22 protein-coding genes are annotated in these 26,486 nt (G+C 44.3%); 12 read left to right on the top strand and 10 right to left on the bottom strand.

Translation table 11 applies throughout. From position 1 onward, the window contains the following. Positions 1-41: 41 nt before the first annotated feature. Positions 42-695 (bottom strand): TetR/AcrR family transcriptional regulator, encoded by a 654-nt coding sequence (locus tag ABYU67_RS03780; protein ID WP_372843675.1) that lies wholly within the window; start codon positions 693-695, stop codon positions 42-44. Between the two features lie 239 nt (positions 696-934). Here ABYU67_RS03780 and ABYU67_RS03775 point away from each other — a divergent pair, with 239 nt between their 5' ends. The 4 genes from ABYU67_RS03775 to ABYU67_RS03760 all read left to right on the top strand — a co-directional run bounded on the left by ABYU67_RS03775 (position 935) and on the right by ABYU67_RS03760 (position 6,677). Next, on the top strand, positions 935-2,086 hold the full coding sequence (locus ABYU67_RS03775; protein WP_372843674.1) for an acyl-CoA dehydrogenase family protein: 1,152 nt from the start codon (positions 935-937) through the stop codon (positions 2,084-2,086). Positions 2,087-2,168: 82 nt separating this feature from the next. Then, the gene (locus ABYU67_RS03770; protein WP_372843673.1) at positions 2,169-3,377 is read left to right on the top strand and encodes an acetyl-CoA C-acetyltransferase; all 1,209 of its coding nucleotides are present in this window, start codon (positions 2,169-2,171) and stop codon (positions 3,375-3,377) included. 65 nt (positions 3,378-3,442) lie between these two features. Then, the gene (locus ABYU67_RS03765) at positions 3,443-5,626 is read left to right on the top strand and encodes a 3-hydroxyacyl-CoA dehydrogenase NAD-binding domain-containing protein (RefSeq protein WP_372843672.1); all 2,184 of its coding nucleotides are present in this window, start codon (positions 3,443-3,445) and stop codon (positions 5,624-5,626) included. Beyond that, on the top strand, positions 5,619-6,677 hold the full coding sequence (locus ABYU67_RS03760; RefSeq protein ID WP_372843671.1) for a CaiB/BaiF CoA transferase family protein: 1,059 nt from the start codon (positions 5,619-5,621) through the stop codon (positions 6,675-6,677). The genes ABYU67_RS03765 and ABYU67_RS03760 overlap by 8 nt, the downstream gene beginning before the upstream one ends. A gap of 172 nt (positions 6,678-6,849) precedes the next feature. Here the strand turns inward: ABYU67_RS03760 and ABYU67_RS03755 are convergent, their stop codons facing one another. The 3 genes from ABYU67_RS03755 to speB all read right to left on the bottom strand — a co-directional run bounded on the left by ABYU67_RS03755 (position 6,850) and on the right by speB (position 11,168). Then, complete coding sequence (locus tag ABYU67_RS03755; RefSeq protein WP_372843670.1) at positions 6,850-8,256, bottom strand: YjiH family protein; 1,407 nt, start codon at positions 8,254-8,256, stop codon at positions 6,850-6,852. A gap of 101 nt (positions 8,257-8,357) precedes the next feature. Further along, positions 8,358-10,091 carry a 5-guanidino-2-oxopentanoate decarboxylase gene (locus ABYU67_RS03750; RefSeq protein ID WP_372843669.1) on the bottom strand — a complete coding sequence of 578 codons (1,734 nt, stop codon included), beginning with the start codon at positions 10,089-10,091 and terminating at the stop codon, positions 8,358-8,360. Between the two features lie 108 nt (positions 10,092-10,199). Next, positions 10,200-11,168 carry an agmatinase gene (gene speB, locus ABYU67_RS03745; RefSeq protein ID WP_372843696.1) on the bottom strand — a complete coding sequence of 323 codons (969 nt, stop codon included), beginning with the start codon at positions 11,166-11,168 and terminating at the stop codon, positions 10,200-10,202. Positions 11,169-11,371: 203 nt separating this feature from the next. Between speB and ABYU67_RS03740 the strand changes: the two genes are divergently transcribed. Then, positions 11,372-12,292: a LysR family transcriptional regulator gene (locus ABYU67_RS03740; RefSeq protein WP_372843668.1), complete on the top strand. Its 921-nt coding sequence runs from the start codon at positions 11,372-11,374 to the stop codon at positions 12,290-12,292. 65 nt (positions 12,293-12,357) lie between these two features. Here the strand turns inward: ABYU67_RS03740 and nhaC are convergent, their stop codons facing one another. The 4 genes from nhaC to hppD all read right to left on the bottom strand — a co-directional run bounded on the left by nhaC (position 12,358) and on the right by hppD (position 16,493). Then, positions 12,358-13,782, bottom strand: coding sequence for a Na+/H+ antiporter NhaC (gene nhaC, locus ABYU67_RS03735; RefSeq protein ID WP_372843667.1), 1,425 nt, complete (start codon positions 13,780-13,782; stop codon positions 12,358-12,360). Between the two features lie 92 nt (positions 13,783-13,874). Then, positions 13,875-14,216 (bottom strand): 4a-hydroxytetrahydrobiopterin dehydratase, encoded by a 342-nt coding sequence (locus tag ABYU67_RS03730; RefSeq protein WP_372843666.1) that lies wholly within the window; start codon positions 14,214-14,216, stop codon positions 13,875-13,877. 93 nt (positions 14,217-14,309) lie between these two features. Then, on the bottom strand, positions 14,310-15,215 hold the full coding sequence (phhA, locus tag ABYU67_RS03725) for a phenylalanine 4-monooxygenase (RefSeq protein WP_372843665.1): 906 nt from the start codon (positions 15,213-15,215) through the stop codon (positions 14,310-14,312). A gap of 177 nt (positions 15,216-15,392) precedes the next feature. Further along, positions 15,393-16,493 (bottom strand): 4-hydroxyphenylpyruvate dioxygenase, encoded by a 1,101-nt coding sequence (gene hppD / locus ABYU67_RS03720; protein WP_372843664.1) that lies wholly within the window; start codon positions 16,491-16,493, stop codon positions 15,393-15,395. A 154-nt stretch (positions 16,494-16,647) separates the two neighbouring features. Between hppD and ABYU67_RS03715 the strand changes: the two genes are divergently transcribed. The 4 genes from ABYU67_RS03715 (at position 16,648) to ABYU67_RS03700 (ending at position 21,318) form a co-directional block, all read left to right on the top strand. Beyond that, positions 16,648-17,577 (top strand): LysR family transcriptional regulator, encoded by a 930-nt coding sequence (locus tag ABYU67_RS03715; protein WP_372843663.1) that lies wholly within the window; start codon positions 16,648-16,650, stop codon positions 17,575-17,577. 189 nt (positions 17,578-17,766) lie between these two features. After that, a complete protein-coding gene (locus tag ABYU67_RS03710; RefSeq protein WP_372843662.1) occupies positions 17,767-18,963 on the top strand; it encodes an aromatic amino acid transaminase in 1,197 nt (398 codons plus the stop codon). 373 nt (positions 18,964-19,336) lie between these two features. Continuing rightward, positions 19,337-20,626: a fumarylacetoacetase gene (fahA, locus tag ABYU67_RS03705; protein ID WP_372843661.1), complete on the top strand. Its 1,290-nt coding sequence runs from the start codon at positions 19,337-19,339 to the stop codon at positions 20,624-20,626. Between the two features lie 116 nt (positions 20,627-20,742). Further along, a complete protein-coding gene (locus ABYU67_RS03700) occupies positions 20,743-21,318 on the top strand; it encodes a VOC family protein (protein ID WP_372843660.1) in 576 nt (191 codons plus the stop codon). Positions 21,319-21,383: 65 nt separating this feature from the next. Here the strand turns inward: ABYU67_RS03700 and ABYU67_RS03695 are convergent, their stop codons facing one another. After that, positions 21,384-22,244 carry an IclR family transcriptional regulator gene (locus ABYU67_RS03695; protein ID WP_372843659.1) on the bottom strand — a complete coding sequence of 287 codons (861 nt, stop codon included), beginning with the start codon at positions 22,242-22,244 and terminating at the stop codon, positions 21,384-21,386. A 158-nt stretch (positions 22,245-22,402) separates the two neighbouring features. Between ABYU67_RS03695 and maiA the strand changes: the two genes are divergently transcribed. After that, positions 22,403-23,047, top strand: a complete 645-nt coding sequence (maiA, locus tag ABYU67_RS03690) for a maleylacetoacetate isomerase (protein WP_372843695.1) — start codon at positions 22,403-22,405, stop codon at positions 23,045-23,047. Between the two features lie 103 nt (positions 23,048-23,150). On the opposite strand, the gene ABYU67_RS03685 is transcribed toward maiA, so the two are convergent. Then, positions 23,151-23,396, bottom strand: coding sequence for a hypothetical protein (locus ABYU67_RS03685; protein ID WP_372843658.1), 246 nt, complete (start codon positions 23,394-23,396; stop codon positions 23,151-23,153). A 506-nt stretch (positions 23,397-23,902) separates the two neighbouring features. Between ABYU67_RS03685 and dinB the strand changes: the two genes are divergently transcribed. Further along, complete coding sequence (gene dinB, locus ABYU67_RS03680) at positions 23,903-25,018, top strand: DNA polymerase IV (protein ID WP_372843657.1); 1,116 nt, start codon at positions 23,903-23,905, stop codon at positions 25,016-25,018. Between the two features lie 175 nt (positions 25,019-25,193). Beyond that, positions 25,194-26,423, top strand: a complete 1,230-nt coding sequence (gene queA, locus ABYU67_RS03675; RefSeq protein WP_372843656.1) for a tRNA preQ1(34) S-adenosylmethionine ribosyltransferase-isomerase QueA — start codon at positions 25,194-25,196, stop codon at positions 26,421-26,423. Positions 26,424-26,486 lie beyond the last annotated feature (63 nt).

Below are 26,486 nucleotides of genomic sequence, written 5' to 3'. Positions count from 1 at the left end.
GTTAGAAAGTCAGGTTCTAATATGGTCTAGGCGACAACCCATTATACTTTTGCTGTCTCAGGCTTAGATATCGCTCGCCACAAAATCACAAACAGCGCGTCAAACTCTTTATTGATTGGAGTATGGCTTTGACGCATGATATGCATAAAGCCCAAACGACTGATAAAACCCATAAACACATCAAATAGAATGTATAGCGGCACGCTGTCGTTTAATACCCCTCGTTTTTGCCCATCTTCAAGCACATCCAAAAATGCCCCAATCAGCTCTTTATTTTCATAAATAGCAATACTACGAATGCGTGATACCGATATCGAGGACAGCACCATCACTGCATCAGGATGGCTGTCGACAAAATCAAAACAGACCCAAAGTGTCTTACGCAAACGATCTTTGACGCTATCAATCCCTTGTAAGTGATCCATGATGCGCTCAGCCAGCCTACCAAGCACGATATCCATAATGATATTAAACAGGGTTTGCTTATCACCAAAGTATTTATAGAGCGTTTGCAATGACACATTGGCGGACTTGGCTATTTGCGCCATCGTGACTTCGCTAGGATCAAAACCTGCGAACACTTTACGAACCGCTTTTTCAATCTTATCCAAGGTCGCAGGTCGCATATCTGATAACGATGCCAAGCACTGAGTAGTATTAATACTACTCTTTTGATCGCCTCTATTCATGCTCATGACGCTCTACTCCCCTTACGATCTACTTAGACGACAGTCAGTTTCTTTATTTAAAAAGTGGTTTTATTTAAGGTAATACACATTACTATTTATTTTAGAGATATTGTGCAAAGCCTTTTGCTCATCTAGTATATCTTCTACAAGTTTTTATTTACAGGGATTTGTAATAGCAAACTACAGGGTAATATAAATTACCCTAAATATTAATTTAAATACCATGATTATCAAGGATGAACTGCATGAGTATTGAAGCCTTTGCCTCAAACTGGATGACCGAAGAACATAGCATGGTCTATGACAGTGCTTTAAAGATGTTTAAAAGCTGGGAAGATAAAGACGAGCAGTGGCGTGAAAACGGCATGATCGATCGTAAAGCTTGGCACGAGGCAGGCGATATGGGCTTTTTATGTGCCTCAATACCTGAAGAGTACGGCGGTGGCGGTGGTGATTTTGGTCACGAAGCCGCTATTTTGTTGGCTCAGGCACAGGCAAACCAAGCGGGTTTTGGCGGTATGGTTCACTCAGGTATTGTTGCGCCATACATCTTAAAGCATGGTACTGAAGATCAGAAAAAAGCATGGATACCTAAACTGGCTACGGGCAAATCTGTTGGCGCTATCGCAATGACTGAGCCAACGACGGGTTCCGACTTACAGGCAATCAAAACCTATGCGGTAAAAGACGGCGACGACTATATCATCAACGGTTCAAAAACTTTCATCACAAATGGTCAGCACGCAAACCTTATCCTTTTAGCTTGCAAAACTGACCGTGAGCAGGGCGCTCAAGGCGTGTCTCTGATTGTCGTCGAAACGGATGGCTTAGAAGGCTTCGAGCGTGGTCGTAACCTTAAAAAGACTGGGATGTCCGCTCAAGATACCTCAGAGCTGTTCTTCAGCAATGTCCGTGTGCCACAGAAAAATCTATTAGGCGGTATAGAGGGTCTTGGCTTTATTCAAATGATGCAAGAATTGCCACAAGAGCGTTTAATCATTGCGCTAAGCGGTTGCGGCGCTATCAAGCTGGCGCTAGAGTTGACACTTGAATACGTAAAAGAGCGTGAAGCCTTTGGAAAGTCAATTTGGAAATTCCAAAACACGCGCTTTAAGCTCGCTGAAGTTCAAGCTGATTACCTAGCAGTAAGGGCGTTGTGTGACTCTGCTGTTGAATCGATGATTAATGGCACTCTAACGACACCGCAAGCGTCATTAATCAAGTATTGGGTGACCGAAAAACAGTGCAAGGTCATGGATGAATGCTTACAGTTATTTGGTGGTTACGGCTATATGACAGAGTACCCAATCGCTCGTATGTATGCCGATGCTCGCGTCCAAAAAATCTACGGCGGTACCAATGAGATTATGAAGGAGCTGGCTTCACGCTTTATGTAGTCGCTTATGATTGCGAAACGTACGTTTTCCTCAACACTTCATTATTGAACACATATCCAATGCAATATTAAAGGGACTTATTATGACCCAGACCGCTTATATCTATGATGCCATTCGCACCCCACGTGGCAAAGGCAAAAAAGATGGCTCCCTCCATCAGGCATCACCTATCTGGTTGGTTCGTACGCTACTAAAAGAGATGCAGCAGCGCCATAATTTAGATACCAGTTTGGTAGACGACGTTATTTTGGGCTGTGTGACACCAGTCGGTGAGCAGGGTTCTAATATCGCACGTATCGCCGTTATCGACGCCGATTGGCATGAGAGCGTGGCAGGGTTAACGCTGTCACGCTTTTGTGCGTCTGGTTTAGAATCCATTAACCTTGCGGCAACCAAAGTCATGTCTGGTATGGAAGACTTAGTCGTTGCCGGTGGTGTTGAGTCGATGAGCCGTGTACCCATGGGTATGGACGGCGGTGCTTGGTATATGGACCCTCGTGTAAACGATGCGGTTCAGTTCGTACCTCAAGGCGTTGGCGCTGATACCATTGCTACCTTGAAAGGTTTTAGTCGTAAAGACGTTGATGAGTTTGCATCAGAGTCACACAGAAGATCCGCTGCGGCTTGGGAAAAAGGCTACTACGATAAATCAGTGATTCCAGTCAAAGATCTAAACGGTTTATTGCTATTAGACAAAGACGAAACCATTCGTCCAAACACAACGGTTGAGACGTTAGCTGGCCTAAACCCATCATTTATGATGCCCGGTAAAATGGGCTTCGATGGCATTATTCTTGATAAGTACACCACGATTGAAAACGTCAATCATGTTCACCATGCGGGTAACTCTTCGGGCATTGTTGATGGTTCAGCATTATGTCTTGTGGGTAGTAAGGCTGCTGGCGAAAAAGCTGGTCTAAAACCACGCGCTAAAATCACCATGGCGTCTGTGATTGGCTCAGAACCAAGCATTATGTTGACTGGCCCTACCCCTGCCTGTAAAAAAGCATTGGCTAAAGCCGGTATGACTGCTGCTGATATCGATCTTTGGGAGATTAACGAAGCCTTTGCTGCCGTACCTCTTAATACTGCTGATGACTTTGGTCTCTCACTTGATATCGTCAATGTTAATGGTGGCGCTATCGCTATGGGTCACCCACTAGGTGCGACAGGTGCGATGCTACTGACCACGGTGCTTGATGAGCTTGAGCGCCGCGATCTAAAAACAGCAATGATCACCCTGTGTGTCGGCGGCGGTATGGGTATTGCGACTATTATTGAACGTGTATAAGCCTCAAGTATGACTGATATAGTCTAGATATGGACATAACTTACGCATAAACATAAGGATATCAAATGAGTACTAATAGCGTAGATGCCATCAATGCATTGAAAGACTTTTCTGCCGAATCTGGTCATGGAATTATCACCGTCACTATTGACCAAACCGATCGTAAGATGAACGTCATTGGTGATGGCTTTAATGACGCCTTTGCTAAATTGACTGACGCTTTTGTCAACGACCAAGAAGCAAAAGGTTTGATTTTAACGTCTGGTAAATCAACCTTTGTGGTCGGCGCAGATATTGATCAATTAGCGACGATTAAAACCGCTGAGCAAGCGTTTGACTTGGTTGAGGATTTAAAAACGAGCCTACGTAAACTTGAAACTTCAGGTAAGCCAGTAGTTGCTGCCATTACTGGTACGGCATTGGGTGGCGGTTTAGAGCTGGCTTTGGCTTGTCATTATCGTATCGCTATCGATTCCCCAAAGACAGCGTCTAAAACCAAGCTGGGTCTACCTGAAGTCAAGCTTGGTCTGTTACCTGGTGGTGGCGGTACTCAGCGCCTGCCACGCTTGATCGGTATTCAAAAAGCACTTGAGCTGATGACGCAAGGCAAAGAGCTTAGCCCGCAGCAGGCGGTTGAAATTGGTCTTATCGATGATATCGCTCATGATAATGATGAGCTTATCAGTAAGGCAAAAGCGTGGATCAATGCAAATCCAACAGCGCAGCAGCCTTGGGATAAAAAAGGCTATAAGATCCCAGGCGGTGACAGCAATCATCCTAAAGTAGTACAAGTATTCTCTATTGCGCCAGCGATGGCAAATCAAAAATCGCATGGCAACTATCCAGCAATCACCCATATTTTATCTAGTGTGTTTGAGGGCTGCTTAACGGATATCGATAACGGTCTTAAAATTGAGTCGCGCTTTTTTGTCGCCTGCGTGCTATCAGATGTGTCTAAAAACATGATTAATACGCTTTGGACACAGCTGAACAGCATCAAAAAAGGTCAGTCACGCCCAGCAGGGTTTGAACGCTCTAAAGTGAGCAAGGTCGGTATCCTTGGCGCCGGTATGATGGGCGCTGGTATCGCTTACGTCTCAGCCAAAGCGGGTGTGGAAGTGGTGCTGTTGGATACGGCTATCGAAGGTGCTGAAAAAGGCAAAAGCTATTCTACTAAGTTGCTCGACAAGGCTATTAGCCGTGGCCGTTCAACACAGAAGAAAAAACAAGCCTTATTAGACCTTATCAAGACTACAACGTCTTATGACGATTTAGAGGGCTGTGATTTAATCATCGAAGCAGTCTTTGAAGATGTGGATATTAAAGCAGAATGCACACGTAAAGCTGAAGCCGTTATTCCAGAAACTGCCGTTTATGCTTCTAACACGTCAACCTTGCCTATTACTGAACTTGCCAAAGCCAGCAATCGTCCAAACCAGTTCATCGGTCTACATTTCTTCTCGCCAGTAGATAAGATGCCATTGGTTGAGATTATAGTAGGTGAAGAAACAGACGATGCAACGCTAGCAAAAGGCTTTGATTATGTTGGTCAAATCGGTAAGACACCGATCGTGGTCAATGACAGTCGCGGCTTCTACACTTCTCGCGTCTTTGGCACTTATGTATCAGAAGGTATCGCTATGCTTGGCGAGGGTATTCACCCACGCAGCATTGAAGTAGCAGGTATGAAGTCTGGTATGCCGATGCCACCACTTGCACTGCAAGATGAGGTATCACTAAGCCTGTCACTACACGTGATGGAGCAAACTAAAAAAGCATTGCAAGCTGCAGGCAAAACCTTTACCCCGCATCCTGCCATGCCAGTGGTAGAAAAGATGGTCAACGAGCTTGGCCGTGAAGGTAAAAAGGTTGCTAAAGGCTTCTATGACTATTTTGAGGATATTGAAAAACGTCTATGGCCTGAGCTCACTAGACTGTACCCAACGACAGATGAGCAGCCGACTCAGCAAGACTTAGTAGAACGCCTACTTTACGTGCAAGCCAATGAAACTGCGAAGTGCTTTGAGGAAAACGTCGTACGTACTGTGGCTGATGCCAACGTCGGTTCAATCTTCGGTTGGGGCTTTGCACCAAACCAAGGTGGTACGCTACAGTTCATCAACTCAGTAGGTGTCGATAAATTTGTAGAGCGTAGCCGCGAGCTTGCTAGCAAATACGGTCAGCGTTTTGAGCCTGCGCAAATATTAGTAGAGATGGCTTTAAGTAGCGAGGAGTTTGTAGATGGTTAATCAAGCTGATGTTATGAAAGACTGCCTGCAGGGGTTACGCGTCGTTGATTTGACGCGTAACCTACCAGGGCCTTTTGCGACTAGGCTGCTTGCAGACTTGGGCGCAGATATTATTAAGATTGAACCACTTAATGGCGATCCAGCCCGCGCTTTTGGCGAGCTGTTTAGCGCGTTAAACCACGGTAAAGAGACTCAAAAAGTTGATTTTCGTGATCCAGCAGGTATTGAAGCTATCAAAGCGCATCTTAAAGAAAGCGACGTTATGCTCGATAGCTTCCGTCCTGAGGTGCTTGAGGGTATGGGATTGGACGCTAAGACTTTGCATGCAATTAATCCTAAGCTGGTCATGGTGTCTATTACTGGTTATGGCGTGGCTGATAGTGATGACATCACTCACAATTGGGCTCATAAAGCGGGTCACGATATCAACTTTATGGCGATGAGCGGCGTGCTTGACCAATTGAAAACCGCAAATGGCGATCAGGCAATGCCTAATATCCAGTTTGCGGATTTGGCAGGTGGCAGTGATACAGCAGTGATTGCCCTTTTGGCTGCTGTGTTTGCAGCACAGCGTACTGGCAAAGGTCGTCACGTTTCGGTCAGTATGACCCATAGCTTATATCAGCATTTAGTCATGCCAAAAGCGACTGGTAAATTGGTCGCGAGCTTCTCCGGTAAAAGCCCAAAGCCAGAGCATGACTTCCTAGGTGGTCTACTACCCTGTTATCGTTTATACAAAACCGCCGATAGTCGTCATATGGCAGTTGGCTCTTTAGAGTTAAAGTTTTGGCAAGGGTTATGTGAGGTATTAGACTTGCCTCATCTTAAGAGCACACACTGGCAAATGGGTGTTATGCCTAATACTAAGGACAGTCAAGAAGCAGCGCAAGTGGTTGCTGATACCTTTGCCAGTCACGATCTTGCTCACTGGCAACAGGTTTTTGAGGCAGCCGATGTTTGTGTGACCCCAGTCTTAACATTAGAGGAAGCACGTGCGCATCCATTATTTGCCCACCAAGATGCGTATGGTGCAACATTGGGCTGGCAGTAAAGTGACATACTAACGCTGACATTTAGAGCTAAGCGCCAAAAACTAAGGATAGGTTATTATCGCCTCAGTCATAGTCTCGCGCATTTTCTAGTTTTGCCAAAGAACAGTCGGTCTATCCTTTAATCAGGCCAAACCGACTGCTAGCCTAGCATCAGACTATGATCACATTGTTTTAATACAACAGATGCGCCACGCTAGTAATAACCACCAAACTGATAAGCGTACGTAGAATAAAAATCATAAACAGCTCTAGCACATTAAGCTTGATATTTGATTTCAATATCAGCGCGCCAACCTCAGACATATAGATAATCTGGGTAATAGAAGCAGCCCCAACGATAAACCTTGTCATCTCACTCTCAATACTTTTACCGACCAAAGCTGGCAAATACATATCAGCAAAGCCCATAATCATCGCTGGAGCAGCTTCTGCTGCTTCTGGAATTTGTAGCAATTCAAGCAGTGGTACGAGCGGTGCCGATAACCAATTAAACACAGGTGTATACTCGGCTAAGCCAAGACCGATGGTACCGATAGCAAAAACCACTGGAATCAAACCAAAATAGATGTCAAACAAGTTCTTTAGGCTGTGTTTAAAAACTTTACCCAAGCTTGGCATAGAGTGCGCGCGCGTGATGGCACGGTTGAGCGCCCATTGATAGGTGGTGTACTCAGTCGGAATCTCTTCATCAAGCATGCTCTTACCTGAGTGATAAGTATCAGGCTTTAAAGATAATGGCGGTATGCGCGGCATAATAATGGCGGCGATAAAGCCCGTTAAAGCAATGGTCAGATAAAAATATACAAAGTTATTGTCTACGCCGATGGTTTTGGCAACCACATAAGTAAAGGCGATGGAGGTAACCGAAAAAGTCGTCGCGATAATAGCGGCTTCGCGCTGACTATAATAGCTCTTATCATACTCTTGCATGGTAACAAGCAGGCCAATGGAAGCGGCACCAAACCAAGAGGACATAGCATCGACCGCTGAGCGACCGGGCAACTTAAACAGTGTAATAAATATTTTACTCGACAACGTACCCAAAAATTCCATCAAACCAAAATCAGTCAAAAACGGCAGCGACAAGATGGCAAAAAAGAACAAAGGAATCAAAATCGGTATCAAATCTTCAAAAATGACGCCGCCGGTATTGCGGTTGATAATAAATTCAGGACCGATTTGTAGATAAATCATCCATACAAATAACGCCCCTAAAAACCGCGTCACTAGCCAAAACCAATTGACATCAAAGAGTTTGGCGCGCATAGAATCAGCTGGCAGATTGGGGGCAAACAGCTTGACCGTCAGCGCTCCAATAAAAGAAACCGTAACAAGCGCTAATGCAGCATAAGTGACCGAACCACCAAGCAATGCTTGCAAGGTGTCGGTCAGCACGCCCAATAAAATCGTGACCTTACCATCCCACTGAAATGGAATAATAAATAAGGCAATACCCACTGCCGAAAACAATAAGAACTTCCACATTGCAGCACGCCACTGTGTGCCTTGCGGTGTCTCTGACGCGCTAGCATGATTGCCCAATATGGGCTGCTGCGACTGATCAATAACTTCTGACATCTGATTCCTCCTTGATAGACGACGCACGCCAATTTTTCCCTTTGGCGGTCTGACCGATAGATGGTTTAAGCGAATTGGTTATTTTTATGACAAAGCAATGTTTAGCTAAAGCTGCGAAACGCTTTACCCATGTCAATCAAAAATTCATCCGCCTCATCAACTTCGTAGATGAATGGCTGAGTACCTTTGATATCTGCTTTTAATGCCTCAAGTAGCTGCTGTTTAGCGATGATTCTACGATAACCTGCCCCAAATCCTGCCGCTAACGGTTCGAAATTTGGGGTTTTGATATTGACCCCAATTAAAGGTAAGCCACCCTCTTCCATATACCGGCGAATCTCTCCATAACCTTGGTTGTTCCATAACAACACAATCAATGGCAGCTCAAGCTCAGCGGCGCAGATGAGCTCGGCAATGGTAAACTGAATCCCACCATCACCAATTAGACTAATGACCGGCGCTTTTGAGCCAATCATAGCCCCAATAGCAGCAGGCAAACCATATCCCAAAGTGCCAAAGCCAGTTGATGAGTTAAACCATCGACGCGTGGCTAATGCTTCAAAGCCAAGATTGCCACTATAGACAGGCTGGGTTGAATCGCCAACAAAGATGACACCTTCTACCTCATCTCTGATCAGCTGTAGCAATGCATTTTGACCAGCAAAATCTGGTGTCATTTCTTCTATCAACGCTTGCTTTACCTTTGCTACTAGCGGTGCTGCTTGATGATTCAGCGGTTGACTCTCTAAGCGCGTACATAAACCGCTGATAGCCATTTGCGCATCAGACAAAAGCGCAATATCCGCTCTAAACGGACGCTGTAATTGCTGAGCATCGCAGTCGATACGAATCAGCGTGCCATTGATTTGGAACCCACAATTAAAAAATACATCGTAATCAGTCTCACCAAGCTCAGTCCCTATCGCTAAGACCAAATCCGCCTCGCTAATGACAGCGCGACCTGCGTCTAATGATTGGTTGCTACCCAAACTCAGCGGATGAGCTGGCGGCAACAAACCTTTAGCATTAATAGTCAAAAATGTCGGCGCATCTATCAATTCTGCCAGTTTTTGCGCGTCATTATCAACATCAACGCAGCCACCGCCATAGAGCAGTACTGGGTTTTTTGCCACTTTTAAGGTTTCAACAATCAAATCTAATTGTGCAGGATGAGGTAACGGTTTGGTAACTTGTGGTTGCGTCAAACGATGATGAGCAGCCTGATTATTTTCAGGATTACTTAGTTTAGGTGGTTTAGCGACATGGCTGGCATCAGCGGTAATTACATCGATAGGCAACTGGATATGCACCGGTCCCGGACGCGCGCCATTAAATAAAGCAAAAGCTTCGGCAATGACTTTTGGTAACGACTCAGGCTGCCAGATGGTTTTACTCATAAGCGCAACCTTACTGACCATACCTTGCTGATCATGTAACTCATGCAAATGCCCTTCACCGCTGCCGGTATGCTGCACTTTATTGACACTAGAGATCACCAGCATCGGTATCGAATCTGCCAATGCTTGCGCCATCGCCGTCATGATATTGGTCATGCCGGGTCCGGTGATAATAAAACACACTCCGACTTTACCAGACGCACGATAATAACCGTCAGCCATAAAGCCTGCGCCTTGCTCATGACGCGGCGTCACATGGCGAATATCAGTATTGGGCAGACCGCGATATAGCTCGACCGTATGTACGCCCGGAATACCAAATACCGTCTCAACCCCATAATATTCTAACCACTGTACGAGCAGCTCACCGCAGGTTAGAGACGAGGTAGTTGGCGAGGCAACTGGCAATGAAGAAGGCGTCTGTAAAGAGTGCGTCATGAGTCAATCATCCTAAAAATTCAATAGCAATTAGATAAGTCGTTCAGTGTTAAACCCAAGCTGCCCTTTAATCCCTTATAAAAAGCAGTTTGCGATTATAAATCATTCTTAATAAATGGCTTTGACTTTATCGTCGTAGCGCACGCCCGGTAGGATACATAGCATCTCAAACAGCAAGTTTGCCGCCAACACTGACGTATTACCAAACGGATCATACGGCGGTGATACTTCTACCAAGTCGCCGCCAACCACATCAAGTCCACGCATACCGCGAATGATTTCGATACCTTGCGTTGACGTCAAGCCGCCAATTTCAGCAGTACCTGTACCCGGAGCAAACGCAGGATCGATGCCATCAATATCAAAACTTAGATAGACAGGACCATTGCCTAGCTTTTCGCGCACTTCCGCCATCAGCGGTGTCAGTGACTTATACCAGCATTCTTCAGCAGGCACTACCCGAAAACCTTGCTCGGTTGACCAATCAAACTCTTCAGCGCTATAACCTGTACCACGCAAGCCAATCTGCACCACACGGTTACCATCAATAAGGTTTTCCTCCACTGCGCGGCGGAACGGTGTACCATGGGCAATTTTTTCACCAAACATTTCATCATTGATATCAGCATGCGCGTCGATATGCACCATCCCGACAGGACCATGTTTTTTGGCAAGCGCACGTAAGATAGGCAAAGCAATGGTATGGTCGCCGCCTAACGTTAGTGGAATGGCGCCATGTTTGACGATTTTATCGGTATAGAATTTCTCAATAATATCAACGCTTTTTAGCAGGTTGAAAGTATTAATAGGGACATCGCCGATATCAGCAACTTGTAAGGACTCAAAAGGGGCTGCGCGCGTAGCGACATTATAAGGGCGAATCATACGTGATTCATCACGAATCTGACGTGGCCCTAGTCTGGCACCGCTACGGTTCGACGCACCGATATCTAAAGGGACGCCAACGAATGCAACATCTAGCCCTTCTGCATCCGCTTGAGTTGGCAGGCGCATCATAGACGCAAAGCCGCCAAATCTTGGCATGTCATTACCGCTTAATGGTTGATTAAATTCCATCATTCACATCCTTGTTTTATTATTACATTTATCAAGACAGATAATTTCTCTATACCTTTGACCATACCTAACTACATAGATATAGACCATGGTAAAATTTAGAAGTAAACTTCTGAATTTTCGTAGTAAGTAAGATTTATTCGTTATTTATAGAAGCTTAAACAAACTCGACAGACTTAATGAATACTAAGGCATCACCCTATATGCTAGATGAACTAATAAAGATAGATATAAAAACCCTGCGAAGTTTTATGGCGATTGTCGAGTGTCAAGGCGTGACGGCGGCGCAGTCGCGCTTAAATATCACTCCCTCTGTCATTAGCGGACATTTAACTCATTTAGAGGACAGACTGGGCATGACCCTATGTCATCGTGGGCGCGCAGGTTTTAGTCTAACAGAAGATGGTAAAGCAGTTTATGAGGCTTGCTTGAGCTTTAATGAAGCCGTTGCCAGCTTTCAGCACCAACTGCATTATATTCGTCAATTGGATTCGGTTCGTGGCGGTCATATTCGCCTATGTTTAACGGATCAGATGCCGACGTTTTTTTATGATGCTTTGCAGCAGTGCTTAGCTACCAGTTATCGTGACAATCCGCTTATCCATTTTTCAATCGATGTGCAAAGCCCTGAGAGTATGTTAGATAAGCTGCTTAGCAATGAAAGCGATATTGGCGTTGGTTATTTCGGTAGCTTTCCACCGCTGCTCAGCTTTAAACCTACTTTTATTGAGCAGCAGGTGGTTTGCTGCGGGCGGGCGCATCCTTTATTTGATAAATCAGAAGGACTGAGCTTTGAGGACTTAGAACAGCATCATCCTTGGATAAAGCGTGGCTATGTGGTCGACCACAATATTAACCATATCCGCCCCAAAACCCTGAGCGCGACTACCTATCACATGGATGCAACAGCGCAGTTAATTCTTGCCGGTCATCATGTCGGCTATCTACCTTATGATTTTGCTAAGCGCTATAAAGATGCGGGTCTGATGAAAATCTTATTGCCCGATGTGGCAAGTTACGAGGTCAAACATCATTGGGCATATCGTGAAAACCTGCATAAGCACGTCGCTGAATTTTTAGAGCAGATGATGAGCCTATTACGAAAAAACCCCTTTAAAGAATAAATACTCTTTAAAGGGGTTGGTGTTTAGATAGTGTTTAGATGTTGCTTAATAAAATGCTGTTCTTTTTAATTTACTGCTTGTGCTTTTTGGTGTTTACGGACATTGGAACCATCTTTACGCGTAATCGTTATCCCTGTAAAACCAAACAATATCGTCAGTAGCAGTGATAGATAACAGAAGAACGCATAAGGTAGGTAATCAAGCACGGGTACACCCAACGCTTGGCTAATAAAGACACCGCAGACACTCCAAGGTACAAGTGGATTGATAACGGTACCGGCATCCTCAATGGTGCGCGATAGATTTTTTGGATGTAAATTCAAGCGCTCAAACGTCGGACGAAATGCTGTACCAGATAACAGAATACTCAAGTACTGTTCACCGATAAGGACGTTGATGCTCAGTGCTGACATGGCAGCAGCAAAAATGGCACGTCCAGCTGTCGTTAAATTGTCTTTGATGCCAGATAATAGTGCTGGCAAAATACCCAACGCTGTCAGTAGTCCACCTAAACTTAGCGCCAATATCACAATGGCTTGGGTAAAGAACATGCTTTGTACACCGCCACGCGATAGCATACCGCCCACTTCACCAAGCTCTAACGACTCTGCAGGCGTGTAACCAGCAAAGAAATAACCACCTAACTGCCCAAAGTTTGGCGAGCTATGTATATAGGTAATGATAATCGCCACAGCGATGGTGCAGATAATGGTATAAATAGCATTGACTCGCAGTAGCGCTAGCGCAATCAAAACCACAAATGGCAATACCGCATAACCATGTACCAAGCCGCTGTCGATCAGTTGTCCTTGTAACATCGTTACTTCACTCAAATCAGAGCCAGCTGTCTGTCCTGAGAAAAACCAAAATAATATAACCGTCAGTATCCATGCTGGCACGGTGGTATACATCATATTGCGTATATGCTCAAACAAATCGATGCCCACAACCGCTGATGCAATGGTACAGGTATCCGACAATGGTGACATTTTATCACCAAAGAATGCCCCTGATACCACGGCGCCCGCCGCTATTGCGACATTGGCATCAAAGGCATTGCTCATACCAATGAACGCCACGCCAAGTGTGGCGGCAGTCGTCAAACTACTGCCCAAGGCGATGCCAATGATAGAGGTCAACACAAAGGCTGAGATATAATAATACTGCGGCGATATCAGCTCAAAACCAAAATACATCAGAGTTGGAATGGCACCAGACATCATTAAGGCGGCGACCATCAGACCGATAAAGAAGAATAAATAGATTGCACCAATACCGCGCATAACGCCAGATGCCATTTGCGCTTGCATGTCATCAAAACTTAATCCTTTAAAGATACCTATGCCTAGTAGCACACAGATAGCGAGGATTAATGATAAATGCGGTACCCAGCCAAAGCCAATCATGGTAACGCCCATGATAGCAATAACAATGGCTGAAATCATAAACGCCAGTTGAGCTGAGATTTGGGTTAGAATTTTTGGAGGCATCACACATCCTTAGAGTGCCAGTAGTTTCTGGCAACAGGGTTTGATTTTAGGGTGATAAGTTTAATCAGTTGTTAGCAGTATTGCTACTCTGATTATTTGGTGAGTAGACTGTCGGTCTTGGCTGACATAACAAAATCATTGCGATGCAAACCTTTGATGCTGTGTGACCACCAAGTAACGGTCGCCTTGCCCCACTCTACCATGATACCCGGATGATGCCCTTCTGCTTCAGAAATCTCAGCAAGCTCATTGGCAAATGCCATTGCTGTGACAAAGTTTTTAAATTTATATTGGCGCTGTAATTGCTTGATACCATCGACTTCAATCAACGTCCACTCTGGGATTTGTTGCAATAACTCTGTGGCTTCGCTGTCGCTAACGGTTGGTGCGCCGATACGGCAGGCTTCACAGCTGGCTTGTGATAATGTCGTCATTATAATGTCCCTTTATCTTCATTGTTAATTTTTAATAAATATACGTCCGTGTTGACGTCAGATTTGTTATTACTTATAAAAACACACCGTCTATTATGCCGTTTTTATAGCATACGTCGGCTCAAACAGCCCTAAATTCATCGCCTTTTTTACAGCGCCCATAATATCGCTATTCACGATATCAAATAGCGTATCCAAATCGTCAATCGCATAATAGATAGGCTGTATTTGGTCAATACGGTAAGGCGTGCGCAATACGTCAATCAAATCAAATGCACGACAGTCCGGCGTATCGCTTAGAGCATAGATGGTTTCAGATGGTGAGCTTAAAATACCTCCGCCGTAAATCTTGCGAGTTTCTTTTGCTGCACCCACCAAACCAAATTCGATGGTGAACCAATACAGGCGCGCCAAGTAAAGACGCTCTTGCTTAGTTGCATTGAGACCAAGCTTGCCATAGGTTTCATTAAATGCTGCAAACGCAGGATGGGTCAAGAGCGGACAGTGTCCAACGATTTCATGAAAAATATCTGGCTCTTCGATATAGTCCATATCATCAAATCGGCGGATAAAGGTTGCAACCGGAAAGCATTTATCCGCTAAGAGTTTGAAGAATTTACCAAAGCTGATCAATGCCGGTACTGCTGCAGTTTGCCAACCGGTCGTCGCTTGCAATACCTCATCGATATCTTGTAGCTGCGGAATATGCGTTGCCGGTAGCTTGAGTTTCTCTAGACCTTCAAGATAGGCTGAACAGGCACGATCGGGTATTTGCTTGGCTTGGCGCTCAAGCAGCGCTTGCCACATCGCATTCTCATCGGCACTATAATGGATATGTCCATTAGTGTCTGGCTGATGCGATAGGTAAGGTTGCTTTTTCTGAGTAACATGATGGGTAGACGCTTCAGTGCTCGTTGATTCAGCATTGAGCGCTTCATCATTGAGCGTATTCACACTGACAGGCTTTGTATGTGCAGTAGTCTGTTGACGGCTTTCCATGCCCAGTTTCCTTGTATTGCAATGAGTCTAATACCTTGGTATCAGTCATTTACTCTATTCACTTTATCCGCCCAGCTTTTAGCTTTATTATGAAATAGCAGGACAACAAAGGTAATAAGGACAAGATAAACCCCTTTCATCTTGCCCCTTTAATGCTTACTCTACGATCTCTGACAGTTATGGCGTTTCAGTCTCTTCCTGACCAACCATGCCGCGGCGTACTTGGTCACGCTCAATTGATTCAAACAGGGCTTTAAAGTTACCTTCACCAAAGCCTTCTTCGTAATCGCCTTTACGCTGGATAAATTCAAAGAAGACTGGGCTACCTAAGATGGTTTCAGAGAAAATCTGTAGCAGCAGACGCGGCACATCGCCCTCAGTCGTGCCATCTAACAAGATACCGCGCATTTGTAGCTCAGAGATATCCTCACCATGACCTGGAAGACGCTCATCAAGCATCTGATAATAGCTGTCGTTTGGCGCTGTCATAAGCGGAATACCCATCTCTCGCAACTTGTCGATGCTAGACAATAAGTCATCACTTAATAGCGCGATATGCTGGATACCTTCACCATTAAACTGCATCAGGTACTCTTCGATCTGACCGCCGCCCTGCTTTGACTCTTCGTTCAACGGAATGCGGATTTTACCATCAGGCGCGGTCATCGCTTTACTGGTAAGGCCAGTGTATTCACCTTTGATATCGAAATAGCGGATTTCACGGAAGTTAAAGATACGCTCATAGAAGTCAGCCCAGTACGCCATGCGACCACGGTAGACGTTATGCGTTAGATGATCGATTACTTTGAAACCAAAGCCTTTTGGATGTTTATCAACATCAGGCAGATATTCAAAATCGATGTCATAGATAGAGTTGCCAGCGTTAAAGCGGTCGATAAGATAGATAAGCGAGCCGCCGATACCTTTAATTGCTGGTAGACGCAGCTCCATCACCCCTGTCTTAACATCGACTGGCTCAGCGCCGTTTTCGATCGCCAAATCATAAGCTTGCTGGGCATTTTTTACACGAAAGCCCATGCTACAAGCGCCTGCACCATGCTCACCTAAAAAGTAGCTGCCATGACTTTTTGGCTCACGGTTTAAGATTAGATTGATGTCTCCTTGGCGAAACAAGGCAACATCTTTTGAGCGGTGATTGGCGATATGGGAAAAGCCAAGGTTGCGAAACAGCTCTTCGACAAGCTCAGGCTCTGGAGAGACGAACTCTACAAAATCAAAACCTTGTAGGCCCATAGGGTTGTCAAATAAATCTGCCATTGTCATCATCCTTAATTGCGATTGGTGGTATAAAGCGCTAAACATCAGCTAAATATAGATTTCATCAATAATTTCTATTGACGATGCATTTATATTAGATTAGCTTGATTTATAAGACTAATCGTATTTTTTGATTTATTTATCAGGTTTACTTATGAATATCAGCATTCGCCAACTCACCGCTTTTATCAAAGTCGCTGACACTGGCAGTTTTACGCGTGCTAGTGATCAGATGCATCTGACCCAATCAGCGGTCAGTGGCTTAATAAAAGAGCTCGAATCTAGCCTTGGCATCGTATTATTTGATCGCACCACACGCCAGCTGTCTTTATCCGCAGTTGGACGGCATCTATTGCCACAAGCGCGGCGCATTTTAAATGAGATGCAGCTGTTTGAAAATGAAGCCAGTAGTTTGACAAGCTTGGCGCAAGGTCAGGTCCGGCTTGCTGTATCACAGTTTGCCGCGTCCTCTATGCCAGCGGTGATCGCTCAATTTGCCAAAGAATATCCTGACATCAGCGTGTCTTTGCTTGATTGCTCAGCAGAGAATGTCTTAGAACACATTCAAAACATTGAGGTGGATTTGGGCGTGGGCACTGAGCTTGAATTTATGGACGCTGAAGATGATATCAGCGCCGATTTGTTATATCAGCTGCCATTCTGTGTGGTCATGCCTGATAGTCACGCGCTGGCACGTAAGACTGAGATTGTTTGGCAGGATTTGATTGATACGCCCCTTATTACTCTACAAGGTCCATTTATTGAGCAAGTGACCGCTGAGCTTGATGAGCGTATCGCAACCCATATCCAACAAGCGCGCTATAAAGTCAACTTTATGTCAACGGCGCTTGAGATGACCCGTCAAGGCTTTGGCATTACCTTGTGTCTGCCTTATATGCCGGAGGTGATAGACTGGGTTAGCGCCAATGGTTTACAGATGCGACCGTTGACGCAGCCCATCAAAATGCGCCGATTTTTTATTTACCAACGCTCATCGCGCGCCCTATCACCAGCCAGCGTTGCTTTTAAGAATTTTTTGCAGGGCTATTTTGCTAGCCATTTTGATGATTTGCAAAATATTTAATAGCCAGTTTTATACCCTTTATCAAAACAAGTTAAATGATGATGCCAGAAAAATAGCATGACTAAGCAAAAAAATGCATGAATTGGTGGGGATAATGGAATCTAACATTGAGTTAATGCCCAAACTGGTTTATGCTTTTTAGCGCCTCAACTTATACCTTTATACTTATATCCCTTGTAAGGAAAACACATGTTTGAACGTATCGATTATTATGCCGGTGACCCAATCTTAGGATTGATGGACAAATTTGCCGCGGACACCAACCCAGATAAAGTCAATTTGGGTGTCGGCGTATACTATGATGAAGATGGCCAAATGCCAGTACTTGAGTGTGTAAAAACTGCTGAACAGCGTATTGCTGATCCTATCTCACCGCGTCCTTATTTGCCAATGGCAGGCTTACCAGGACATCGTAAAGGCTGTCAAGAATTGCTGTTTGGTAAAGACGCTCAGATTTTACAAGATGGCTTGGTTGCTACTATCGCGACCATCGGTGGTTCTGGTGCGTTAAAAGTTGGCGCAGAATTCATCCACGAATGGTTCCCGCAGTCTAAGTGCTATGTCAGCGATCCTACATGGGGCAACCACATTGCTATCTTTGAAGGCTCGGACGTCGAAGTCGGTAAATACCCGTACTACGATACTGCTACTGGTGGCATCAAATTTGACGAGATGATCGCGTTTTTTGAGACATTGAATAAAGACGACGTTCTGCTGCTCCATCCTTGCTGTCATAACCCTACGGGCGTTGATTTGACGCGTGAGCAATGGGATCAAGTACTAAACGTCATTCAAGCGCGTGAGCTGATTCCATTTATGGACATCGCCTATCAAGGCTTTGGTGAAGATATGGACAGCGACGCTTACGCCATTCGTAAAGCGGTCGAGATGGGTCTGCCATTATTTGTCAGCAACTCGTTCTCTAAAAACTTATCACTATATGGCGAGCGTGTCGGTGGTCTGTCCGTTGTTTGCCCAACTACAGATGAAACTGATCGCGTCTTTGGTCAGCTGAACTCTACGGTACGTCGCATCTACTCAAGCCCGCCGTCACATGGTGGTCGTGTGGTCGATATCGTTATGAACGACGAAGCGCTACATGAGCAATGGGTTGGCGAAGTATATGCCATGCGTGACCGTATCAAATCTATGCGCAGCAAGCTCAAGTCAGTATTAGAAGAAAAAATCCCAGGTCGTAGTTTTGGTTACTTGACCGCACAAAACGGTATGTTTAGCTTTACAGGTCTAACGCCTGAACAAGTTGCACAACTACAAAGCAAGTATGGTATCTATATGGTATCGAACTCACGTATGTGTGTCGCTGGCTTAAACAGCAGTAATATTGACTATGTTGCCAATGCGATGGTTGACGTTTTAAAAGATTAATCAATTCATATCATCTATTAAGATTTAAAAAAGGCTGAGCATTATTGCTCAGCCTTTTTTATGCGTTAGATTTCGTAGTGGTGATATTTTTAGCAAAAAAGGCAAATATAGTCAAAATACTACAGTACTGCTGGTACAAATTTTTTGCAGCCTCTGTCTGCATGGGCACAGCAAGCAAGAAAAATTGATACCAGCAGTACCTAATGTGTCGATATGACTTTTCACTGACTATAGCTTTTAGTCTCGGTCAAAACTCAATCAATTTATAGAACCATCACATAAAAAACTTGCAATCAATTACGCTATAAATTACATTATACGTAAGTAGTTAATTATAACGTAATTTAATATTCGCTTTAGCAAGGAGCCGATCATGTCAACGATTGACAAAAACCTCTCATCTTTCCTCGATATCGCAACCGATTCTGACTTCTCTATTCATAACCTACCTTATGGCATTTTTAGCGATACTGCCGACGGCAAACGCCGCGCCGGTGTGGCTATTGGTGAGCACGTATTAGACTTATCCGTACTTGAAGCTGAAGGGCTATTAAGTTTGGACGGTGGTCCATATTTTGATCAACCGACCCTAAACGCCTTTATTGATTCTGGTCGAGACAACTGGACCAAAGCACGTAAAACCATACAGACGCTACTTTCTAGTGACTGTGATACCTTGCGTGATAACACAGACTTGCAGCAAAAAGCCCTATTTAAGCAAGCAGATGTCACCATGCATCTGCCTGTGCAAGTGCCCGGTTTTACTGATTTTTATTCGTCTAAAGAACACGCAACCAACGTCGGCACTATGTTCCGTGATCCAAATAACGCCCTACTACCTAACTGGACTGAGATGCCAGTCGGTTATAACGGACGCGCTAGCACCGTTATCGTCAGTGGCACGGATGTGATACGCCCATCGGGTCAGCTAAAGCCCAATGCTGATGATCGCCCTATTTTCTCGCCTTGTAAGCGTTTGGACTTTGAGCTTGAGACCGCATTTGTCGTTGGTAAAGGCAATAGCATCGGTCAGCCGATTGCCGTAGATGATGCCGCGGATCATATCTTTGGCATGGTATTACTCAATGACTGGTCAGCTCGTGATATTCAAAAATGGGAATATGTGCCGTTAGGTCCATTTAATGCCAAAACCTTTGCCTCTGAAGTATCACCTTGGATTGTGACCATGGATGCCTTGGCACCATTTAAAATGCCATGCCCGACACAAGAGCCAAAACCATTGGCTTACCTAAATGAAAAAGATTCTGATAGCAGCTTTGATATCACTCTATCGGTCGAGCTATTGCCTGAAAATGCTGAAGAAGCAACGGTGGTTTGTAAGACCAATTTTAAATATATGTATTGGTCTATGGCGCAGCAGCTGACCCACCATACGATTACTGGCTGTAAAGTAGAAGTCGGCGATATGATGGGCTCAGGGACTATTTCAGGACCGACGCCAGACTCTTATGGCTCGATGCTGGAGATTGCGTGGAATGCGACCAAACCAGTGACTTTAAAAGGTGGCGAGACACGTAGCTTTATCGAAGATGGCGATACGGTCATCATGAAAGGCTATAGCGAAAAAGATGGTATTCGTGTTGGCTTTGGTGAAGTGCGCGGCAAAGTGTTACCTGCCCTTACTTTTGATTTTGACAAATAACAGTCGGATATAAACCAGCTGTATAAATAAACGGCTCACACTGTCAGAGAATGATTATCTGTTAATGATGCTCTGACAGTTTTTTGAATCGCATACCCTATCAAAAGGAGTTTGATATGAGTTTTAAAATTGAAAAAATCCATCATGTCGCCTATCGCTGCAAAGACGCCAAAGAAACCGTTGAATGGTATAAAAAACATCTAAATATGGACTTTATCTTAGCCTTTGCAGAAGACCATGTGCCTTCAACCAAAGCCTTTGACCCTTATATGCATGTGTTTTTGGATGCCGGCAATGACAATGTGTTGGCGTTCTTTGAATTACCAAATCAGCCAGAAATGGGCTCAGATCCTAATACTCCTGATTGGGTGCAGCACTTAGCAATGAAGGTCAAAGACCGTGATGCTTTAATGGCGGCTAAAAAACATTTGGAAGATAACGGCATTGATGTGGTCGGTGTGACCAATCATGGCATCTTCCATTCTATCTATTTCTTTGATCCAAACGGCCATCGTATGGAGCTTACCTACGACGATGTCACCTCAGAAGAAAAAGTCTCGATGATTACAGAAGAGATGAAGTATGACATGCTAGATGAGTGGTCACGTACCAAACGTGCCCCAGCTCATACCCAGTTTTTACATGCAGAAGAGCTGGCTGAAGCACGAGAGGTCGCACCTGTCGGTGAGTGATGTGTTTTAGTTATGCAGATGACTCTTTATAAAATAGCTAAGATAAGTCTTAGCTATTTCATGAGCTACACTATTTGATAACGCTGCGCTATCGCCAGTATTTGCTCGACCACATTATGCTGCTCACTCATGGGCAACTGCTCTGTAGTACCGATGATGGTAATGGCATACTCCAATGGCAAGCTATCGATTGACAACGTGCCCATACTGGATGCGGTTATACTGCTATCATGCTGAGGTATGATGACCGGAATCGTAATCGCATTAATCCCCATCAGCATATCACCGGTGACAGTCGCATAGCCTTGAGTACGAACTTGCACTCGCAATTGGTTAAATTGTTGCCATTTCTCTGTTATTGCTGTCTCTTGCTTTGCTTGCCATTCTGCGATGACCAAGGGTTTGATAAGGGTATCTGGTTGATAGCTTGCAAACAGATGACCTGTCGCCGACGTGGTCAGTGGCATACGCGAGCCGATGCGGGTGATGATACTAATAGCGCTATCTGGTTCAACCGATTGTATGATAATAGGTCCTTCGCTAAACCATTTGGCGATTTGAACGCCGCAGTGTAGCGTGTCTCTAAGCTCATTAGCAATATGTGTTAGGCGATCCAAGATATTGTTTTGATTAAACCCACTATGCCCCATAGCTCCGAGTATGCCCATTGCCTGAACTCTATCGCCCAGCCCATAGCGTCCATCACTGAGCTGGCGAGCATAGTGTTTACGAATAAGACTGACCAGATAACGGTGGCACTTTGCTGGATGCATTTGCAGCGCTTGAGCAATATCCTTTAGCATCATCGGCTCATTATAATCAATGAGCACGTCTAATACTGACAGCCCAATTTCAAGCGATTGGACACCGCCTTGGTTTTTATTCATAGTAGCATGAGTGTCTATCAGGTTTTTAGCTGCTGGCATGGTTTACTCTGTGAATGATGTACAAAATGCGTTATCAATACAATATTAGAAAATTAAAACTTAATGTCATAATCGTTAGCGTTAAGATAACGATAGACCCCGTAATTATAACCCTTTATCTTACTCACAACACAGCATAATAAAAGGAATGCATTATGATGACACTTTATGGCTACTTTCGTAGTAGTACCTCTTATCGTACCCGTATCGCCATGAATTTAAAGCAGTTAGATTATGATTATATTGCGGTTAATTTAGCAAAAGACGAGCAATTAGAAGCCGTCTTCCAATCTATCAATCCTCAAGGCTTGGTGCCCGTATTGCAAATAGAGGATTTATGGTTATATCAAAGTCCTGCTATTTTGGAGTGGTTAGAAGAAGCATATCCTGAGCATCCTTTGTTGCCTAAAGACGCAGCAGGTCGCATGCAAGTACGGGCGCTGAGCGCTATGATTGGCTGTGATATCCATCCGCTAAACAACCGACGGGTGTTGCAGTATCTGCGTAATGAGCTATCAGTAGCTGAAGATCAAGTAATGGCTTGGTGCCACCGCTGGATGAGTGAGGGTTTTGACGCTCTCGAAAAACGCTTAGCCCAAGACAAAACACGTGGTAAATTCTGCTATGGCGACAGTCCCACGTTTGCAGATTGTTATTTGATTCCACAGGTCTCCTCTGCTGAGCGCTTCAAAGTAGATTTGAGTGCTTATCCGCATATTGTTGCCATCGACGCTCATTGTCGAACCTTAAAGGCTTTTGCCGACGCTGACCCTATGGTACAGCCTGATGCACCACACGCATGATATAAGTACAAGAAAGCCTCCTAAATCGGAGGCTTTTTTCTGGGAATATAGTGGTGCTATTGTCATTTAGACGGTTTAATTTAAAATATAGAAAATAGTATAGTCAAATATTCATATCAGATTGTGTTGCAGCCACTATTTTTATCGGTACTGCAAACAACCAAGCGCTACCACAATTACAATAAAAACAGCCATCTCTAAATTCGACAATATAAGCGGTGAAATCGTTCCCACACTGATCCATCATCGCTTGTTCGTCACTCTCATCATCGACTGCGCACCATATTTGTTCATCGCCTCGTGCAAGCAATGCGCGTGTTAAATCACTCCCTCTCAACTCATTATTCATATCCAGCTCCTTAACTGCTCTTAGCTTGAGCCATTCGTCATGGAATATAGGTTTTTCGATAATGACCTTTTCTACTGAAGCGATGCAAATCCATTTGCTGCTATTCTGTACCCATCAGACATTATTCCTATATTTAACAATTATTTAGCTTTTTAGCTTTACTCTATAAAAGCTTTGTATCCTAGCTGTCTTATTGTAACGCTATACTAGCAAAAATGTAACGATTCGATATCGTATTTCCGACGAATGGTCAAGATATGAATATGAATGGTCAGTACAATTAGCAATATTACGCTATTTATCAGATTTAACTCTTTCAAAAACCAATTTTTTCTTTAAATATTGACGATGAAAACTATGATTATAACTCACAACATATGTTAAGTATTTAAATAACTTTAAATATTGCATAAAGCTTCTGTTGTTATCAACTCATATAATATCTCTCATCTTTTAAGTGAATACGGAGACTGAAATAACGGCACAAATTCAGGTAAAATAGTTCTATGACGACACCTGTTACCCTAACAAATGCTAAGCCCGCCATGAACCAACTTGATCTTCGAAAAATCATTCATATCGATATGGATGCTTTTTATGCCAGTGTAGAACAGCGCGATTTCCCTGAGTTACGTGGCAAACCATTGGTGGTTGGCGGCGATCCCAATGGTCGCGGCGTGGTTGCGGCAGCAAGCTATGAGGTCCGACAGTTTGGCGTACGCTCTGCCATGTCATGTTATGAAGCCAGAAAACGCTGCCCTGAGGTGATATTTGCACCGCCGCGCTTTGATGTCTACCGCGCTGTTAGTAATGAGGTACGTGGTATCATGCACAGTCTGACCCCGCACGTTGAGCCATTATCATTAGATGAAGCCTATTTGGATGTCACCGGATTAACGGCTCATCAAGGCTCAGCCACATTGATGGCAAATTGGTTACGGGCGCAGATTTTAGAACAAACGGGGTTAAACGCCTCTGCCGGTGTCTCATTTAATAAAATGCTGGCAAAAATCGCCTCTGATATCAATAAACCCAATGGCACAGCGGTCATCACGCCAGCGGATGCTGATGCCTTTATCAGCACCTTACCTATTGAGCGCTTCCACGGTATTGGGAAGGCAACGGCCAAGCGTATGCATGCCATGGGCATTAGTAACGGCGCTGACCTTCGGCGCACGCCAGCTGCCCTATTGGTCAATGAGTTTGGTAAGCGTGGACAGTTTTATCATGATATCGCTCACGGGCGTGATGAGCGTGCCGTCAAGTCTGAACGCATCCATAAGTCGGTTGGCTCTGAGACCACGTTTAAAGACAATTTGACCGATGACAATGAGCTGAAAAGACAAATCTACGCGCAAAATGCCGACGCCTTTAATCAGCTGTGCAAAAAAAAGCTCATTGCCTATACCATTACGCTAAAGATAAAATACGCCAACTTTACGCAAGTTACGCGCTCGCATACGTTATCGACAGCATTTGATAGTGCAGAATCCGCTCACTTCTGGATAGACAAACTATTTTTGGATATTCCGCGTGCCCTTCCTATACGCTTGGTTGGGGTGACGTTTTCTTCCCTGACCTCTGCCACCGAGCTCACACCACAATTAAATTTATTTGAATGATTCTGTGCGTAATTTTTTAAATCACTTTCCTATACAGACTTTTTTAAATTTTACTTAGGCTATTTTACTGATAATCGAAAGCGAATCAAACAATGCTGCTTAGTAAAACATGCTTTCAAACCCTCTTTTCTGCTACAATTACCCTCAAAATTTCCTGCTATTGAAAGACTTTCTTATGACTGATTTTGCACCTCAAACCTTAACTCCTCACTCTAAAATCACTGCCAGTCATAATGACGATACTTTAGACTACTTAAGTGTTGATGATTACGACTATGAGTTGCCAGATCAGCTGATAGCCCGTTATCCATTGGCGCAGCGCTCCGCATCCAAGCTACTTTATTTACCTGCCAATCATGTAAGTACTCATGTTAAAGTTGCAGATAAACAGTTCTCTGAGTTGCCAGATTTACTTAATGCCGGCGATTTGATTATTTTTAACGACACCAAAGTGATGAAAGCGCGCTTATTTGGTCAAAAAGATACCGGTGGCAAGATTGAAGTATTAATAGAGCGTTTAGTCTCGCTATCGGATTTGCATAGTAATGATTATAGTACTGATTTAGACGCAATAGCGGCACAGCCTGACATCATAGACATGACAGTTCTGGCAGAAAAGCATATCGCTCTTTGTCATATCAAAGCCAGTAAAGCGCTAAAGCTTGGGCAAGGTTTTGTACTTGCTGATGGTCATATGACTGGTATCATGGTTGGGCGTCAAGATAACTTATTTATCTTGGCATTTGATGCTCCCATTCTGCCTGATTTAGAGCAGTATGGTGAACTACCGATTCCACCCTATTTTGAACGTCATGCAGACGCCACCGATAATACTCGCTATCAGACTGTATTTCATGATCCTGCTAAGCTTGCCAGCGTCGCTGCTCCAACAGCAAGCTTGCATTTTGACGAACTCGTATTAGAAAAGCTTGCGGCAAAAGGTATTCAAACCGCTTTTGTGACACTGCATGTTGGCGCAGGTACTTTTGCTCCGGTAAAAACAGAGAATCTGCTGAACCATACGATGCATAGTGAGTATGCGCATTTGCCTCAAGATACTGCCGACCTTATCAATCAGACCCATGCCAATGGCAAGCAAGTCATCGCTATTGGAACTACGGTCACACGTGTCCTTGAAACAGCCTACCAACAAACCGCAGTCGATGGACAACCCCTCTCTGGCTGGGCAGGTGATACAGATATTTTTATCTATCCAGGTTTTAAGTTTGGTGTCGTTGATAAACTATTGACCAATTTTCACTTGCCAAAATCTACTCTGCTGATGCTGGTTTCCGCATTTGCCACAAAAAAATCTATCGAAGAAGCCTATCGACATGCCGTCGAATCTGAATATCGGTTTTTTAGTTATGGTGATGCGATGCTGCTTGATAAAAAAGTTGACTGATGTGTATAGATATTAAGCATATAAGTGAGCTATTGATCGCAACAGCAGTGGAATAAACTGGTA

The sequence above is a fragment of the Psychrobacter sp. genome (assembly GCF_041554015.1).
GTDB lineage: Bacteria > Pseudomonadota > Gammaproteobacteria > Pseudomonadales > Moraxellaceae > Psychrobacter.
The sequence above is the reverse complement of the archived record's forward strand: the minus strand, read 5'-3'. Positions and strand labels throughout refer to the sequence as shown.

What these genes read in the sequence shown, in the direction of transcription:
- ABYU67_RS03710 (WP_372843662.1), top strand. Translation starts at nt 17,767, where the DNA reads ATGTTTGAACGTATCGATTATTATGCCGGTGACCCAATCTTAGGATTG.
- ABYU67_RS03770 (WP_372843673.1), top strand. Translation starts at nt 2,169, where the DNA reads ATGACCCAGACCGCTTATATCTATGATGCCATTCGCACCCCACGTGGC.
- ABYU67_RS03685 (WP_372843658.1), bottom strand. Translation starts at nt 23,396, where the DNA reads ATGAATAATGAGTTGAGAGGGAGTGATTTAACACGCGCATTGCTTGCA.
- ABYU67_RS03755 (WP_372843670.1), bottom strand. Translation starts at nt 8,256, where the DNA reads ATGTCAGAAGTTATTGATCAGTCGCAGCAGCCCATATTGGGCAATCAT.
- hppD (WP_372843664.1), bottom strand. Translation starts at nt 16,493, where the DNA reads ATGGCAGATTTATTTGACAACCCTATGGGCCTACAAGGTTTTGATTTT.
- queA (WP_372843656.1), top strand. Translation starts at nt 25,194, where the DNA reads ATGACTGATTTTGCACCTCAAACCTTAACTCCTCACTCTAAAATCACT.
- ABYU67_RS03750 (WP_372843669.1), bottom strand. Translation starts at nt 10,091, where the DNA reads ATGACGCACTCTTTACAGACGCCTTCTTCATTGCCAGTTGCCTCGCCA.
- ABYU67_RS03760 (WP_372843671.1), top strand. Translation starts at nt 5,619, where the DNA reads ATGGTTAATCAAGCTGATGTTATGAAAGACTGCCTGCAGGGGTTACGC.
- ABYU67_RS03695 (WP_372843659.1), bottom strand. Translation starts at nt 22,244, where the DNA reads ATGCCAGCAGCTAAAAACCTGATAGACACTCATGCTACTATGAATAAA.
- ABYU67_RS03730 (WP_372843666.1), bottom strand. Translation starts at nt 14,216, where the DNA reads ATGACGACATTATCACAAGCCAGCTGTGAAGCCTGCCGTATCGGCGCA.
- maiA (WP_372843695.1), top strand. Translation starts at nt 22,403, where the DNA reads ATGACACTTTATGGCTACTTTCGTAGTAGTACCTCTTATCGTACCCGT.
- ABYU67_RS03715 (WP_372843663.1), top strand. Translation starts at nt 16,648, where the DNA reads ATGAATATCAGCATTCGCCAACTCACCGCTTTTATCAAAGTCGCTGAC.
- ABYU67_RS03700 (WP_372843660.1), top strand. Translation starts at nt 20,743, where the DNA reads ATGAGTTTTAAAATTGAAAAAATCCATCATGTCGCCTATCGCTGCAAA.
- nhaC (WP_372843667.1), bottom strand. Translation starts at nt 13,782, where the DNA reads ATGCCTCCAAAAATTCTAACCCAAATCTCAGCTCAACTGGCGTTTATG.
- speB (WP_372843696.1), bottom strand. Translation starts at nt 11,168, where the DNA reads ATGGAATTTAATCAACCATTAAGCGGTAATGACATGCCAAGATTTGGC.
- dinB (WP_372843657.1), top strand. Translation starts at nt 23,903, where the DNA reads ATGACGACACCTGTTACCCTAACAAATGCTAAGCCCGCCATGAACCAA.
- ABYU67_RS03775 (WP_372843674.1), top strand. Translation starts at nt 935, where the DNA reads ATGAGTATTGAAGCCTTTGCCTCAAACTGGATGACCGAAGAACATAGC.
- ABYU67_RS03765 (WP_372843672.1), top strand. Translation starts at nt 3,443, where the DNA reads ATGAGTACTAATAGCGTAGATGCCATCAATGCATTGAAAGACTTTTCT.
- ABYU67_RS03780 (WP_372843675.1), bottom strand. Translation starts at nt 695, where the DNA reads ATGAGCATGAATAGAGGCGATCAAAAGAGTAGTATTAATACTACTCAG.
- ABYU67_RS03740 (WP_372843668.1), top strand. Translation starts at nt 11,372, where the DNA reads ATGCTAGATGAACTAATAAAGATAGATATAAAAACCCTGCGAAGTTTT.
- fahA (WP_372843661.1), top strand. Translation starts at nt 19,337, where the DNA reads ATGTCAACGATTGACAAAAACCTCTCATCTTTCCTCGATATCGCAACC.
- phhA (WP_372843665.1), bottom strand. Translation starts at nt 15,215, where the DNA reads ATGGAAAGCCGTCAACAGACTACTGCACATACAAAGCCTGTCAGTGTG.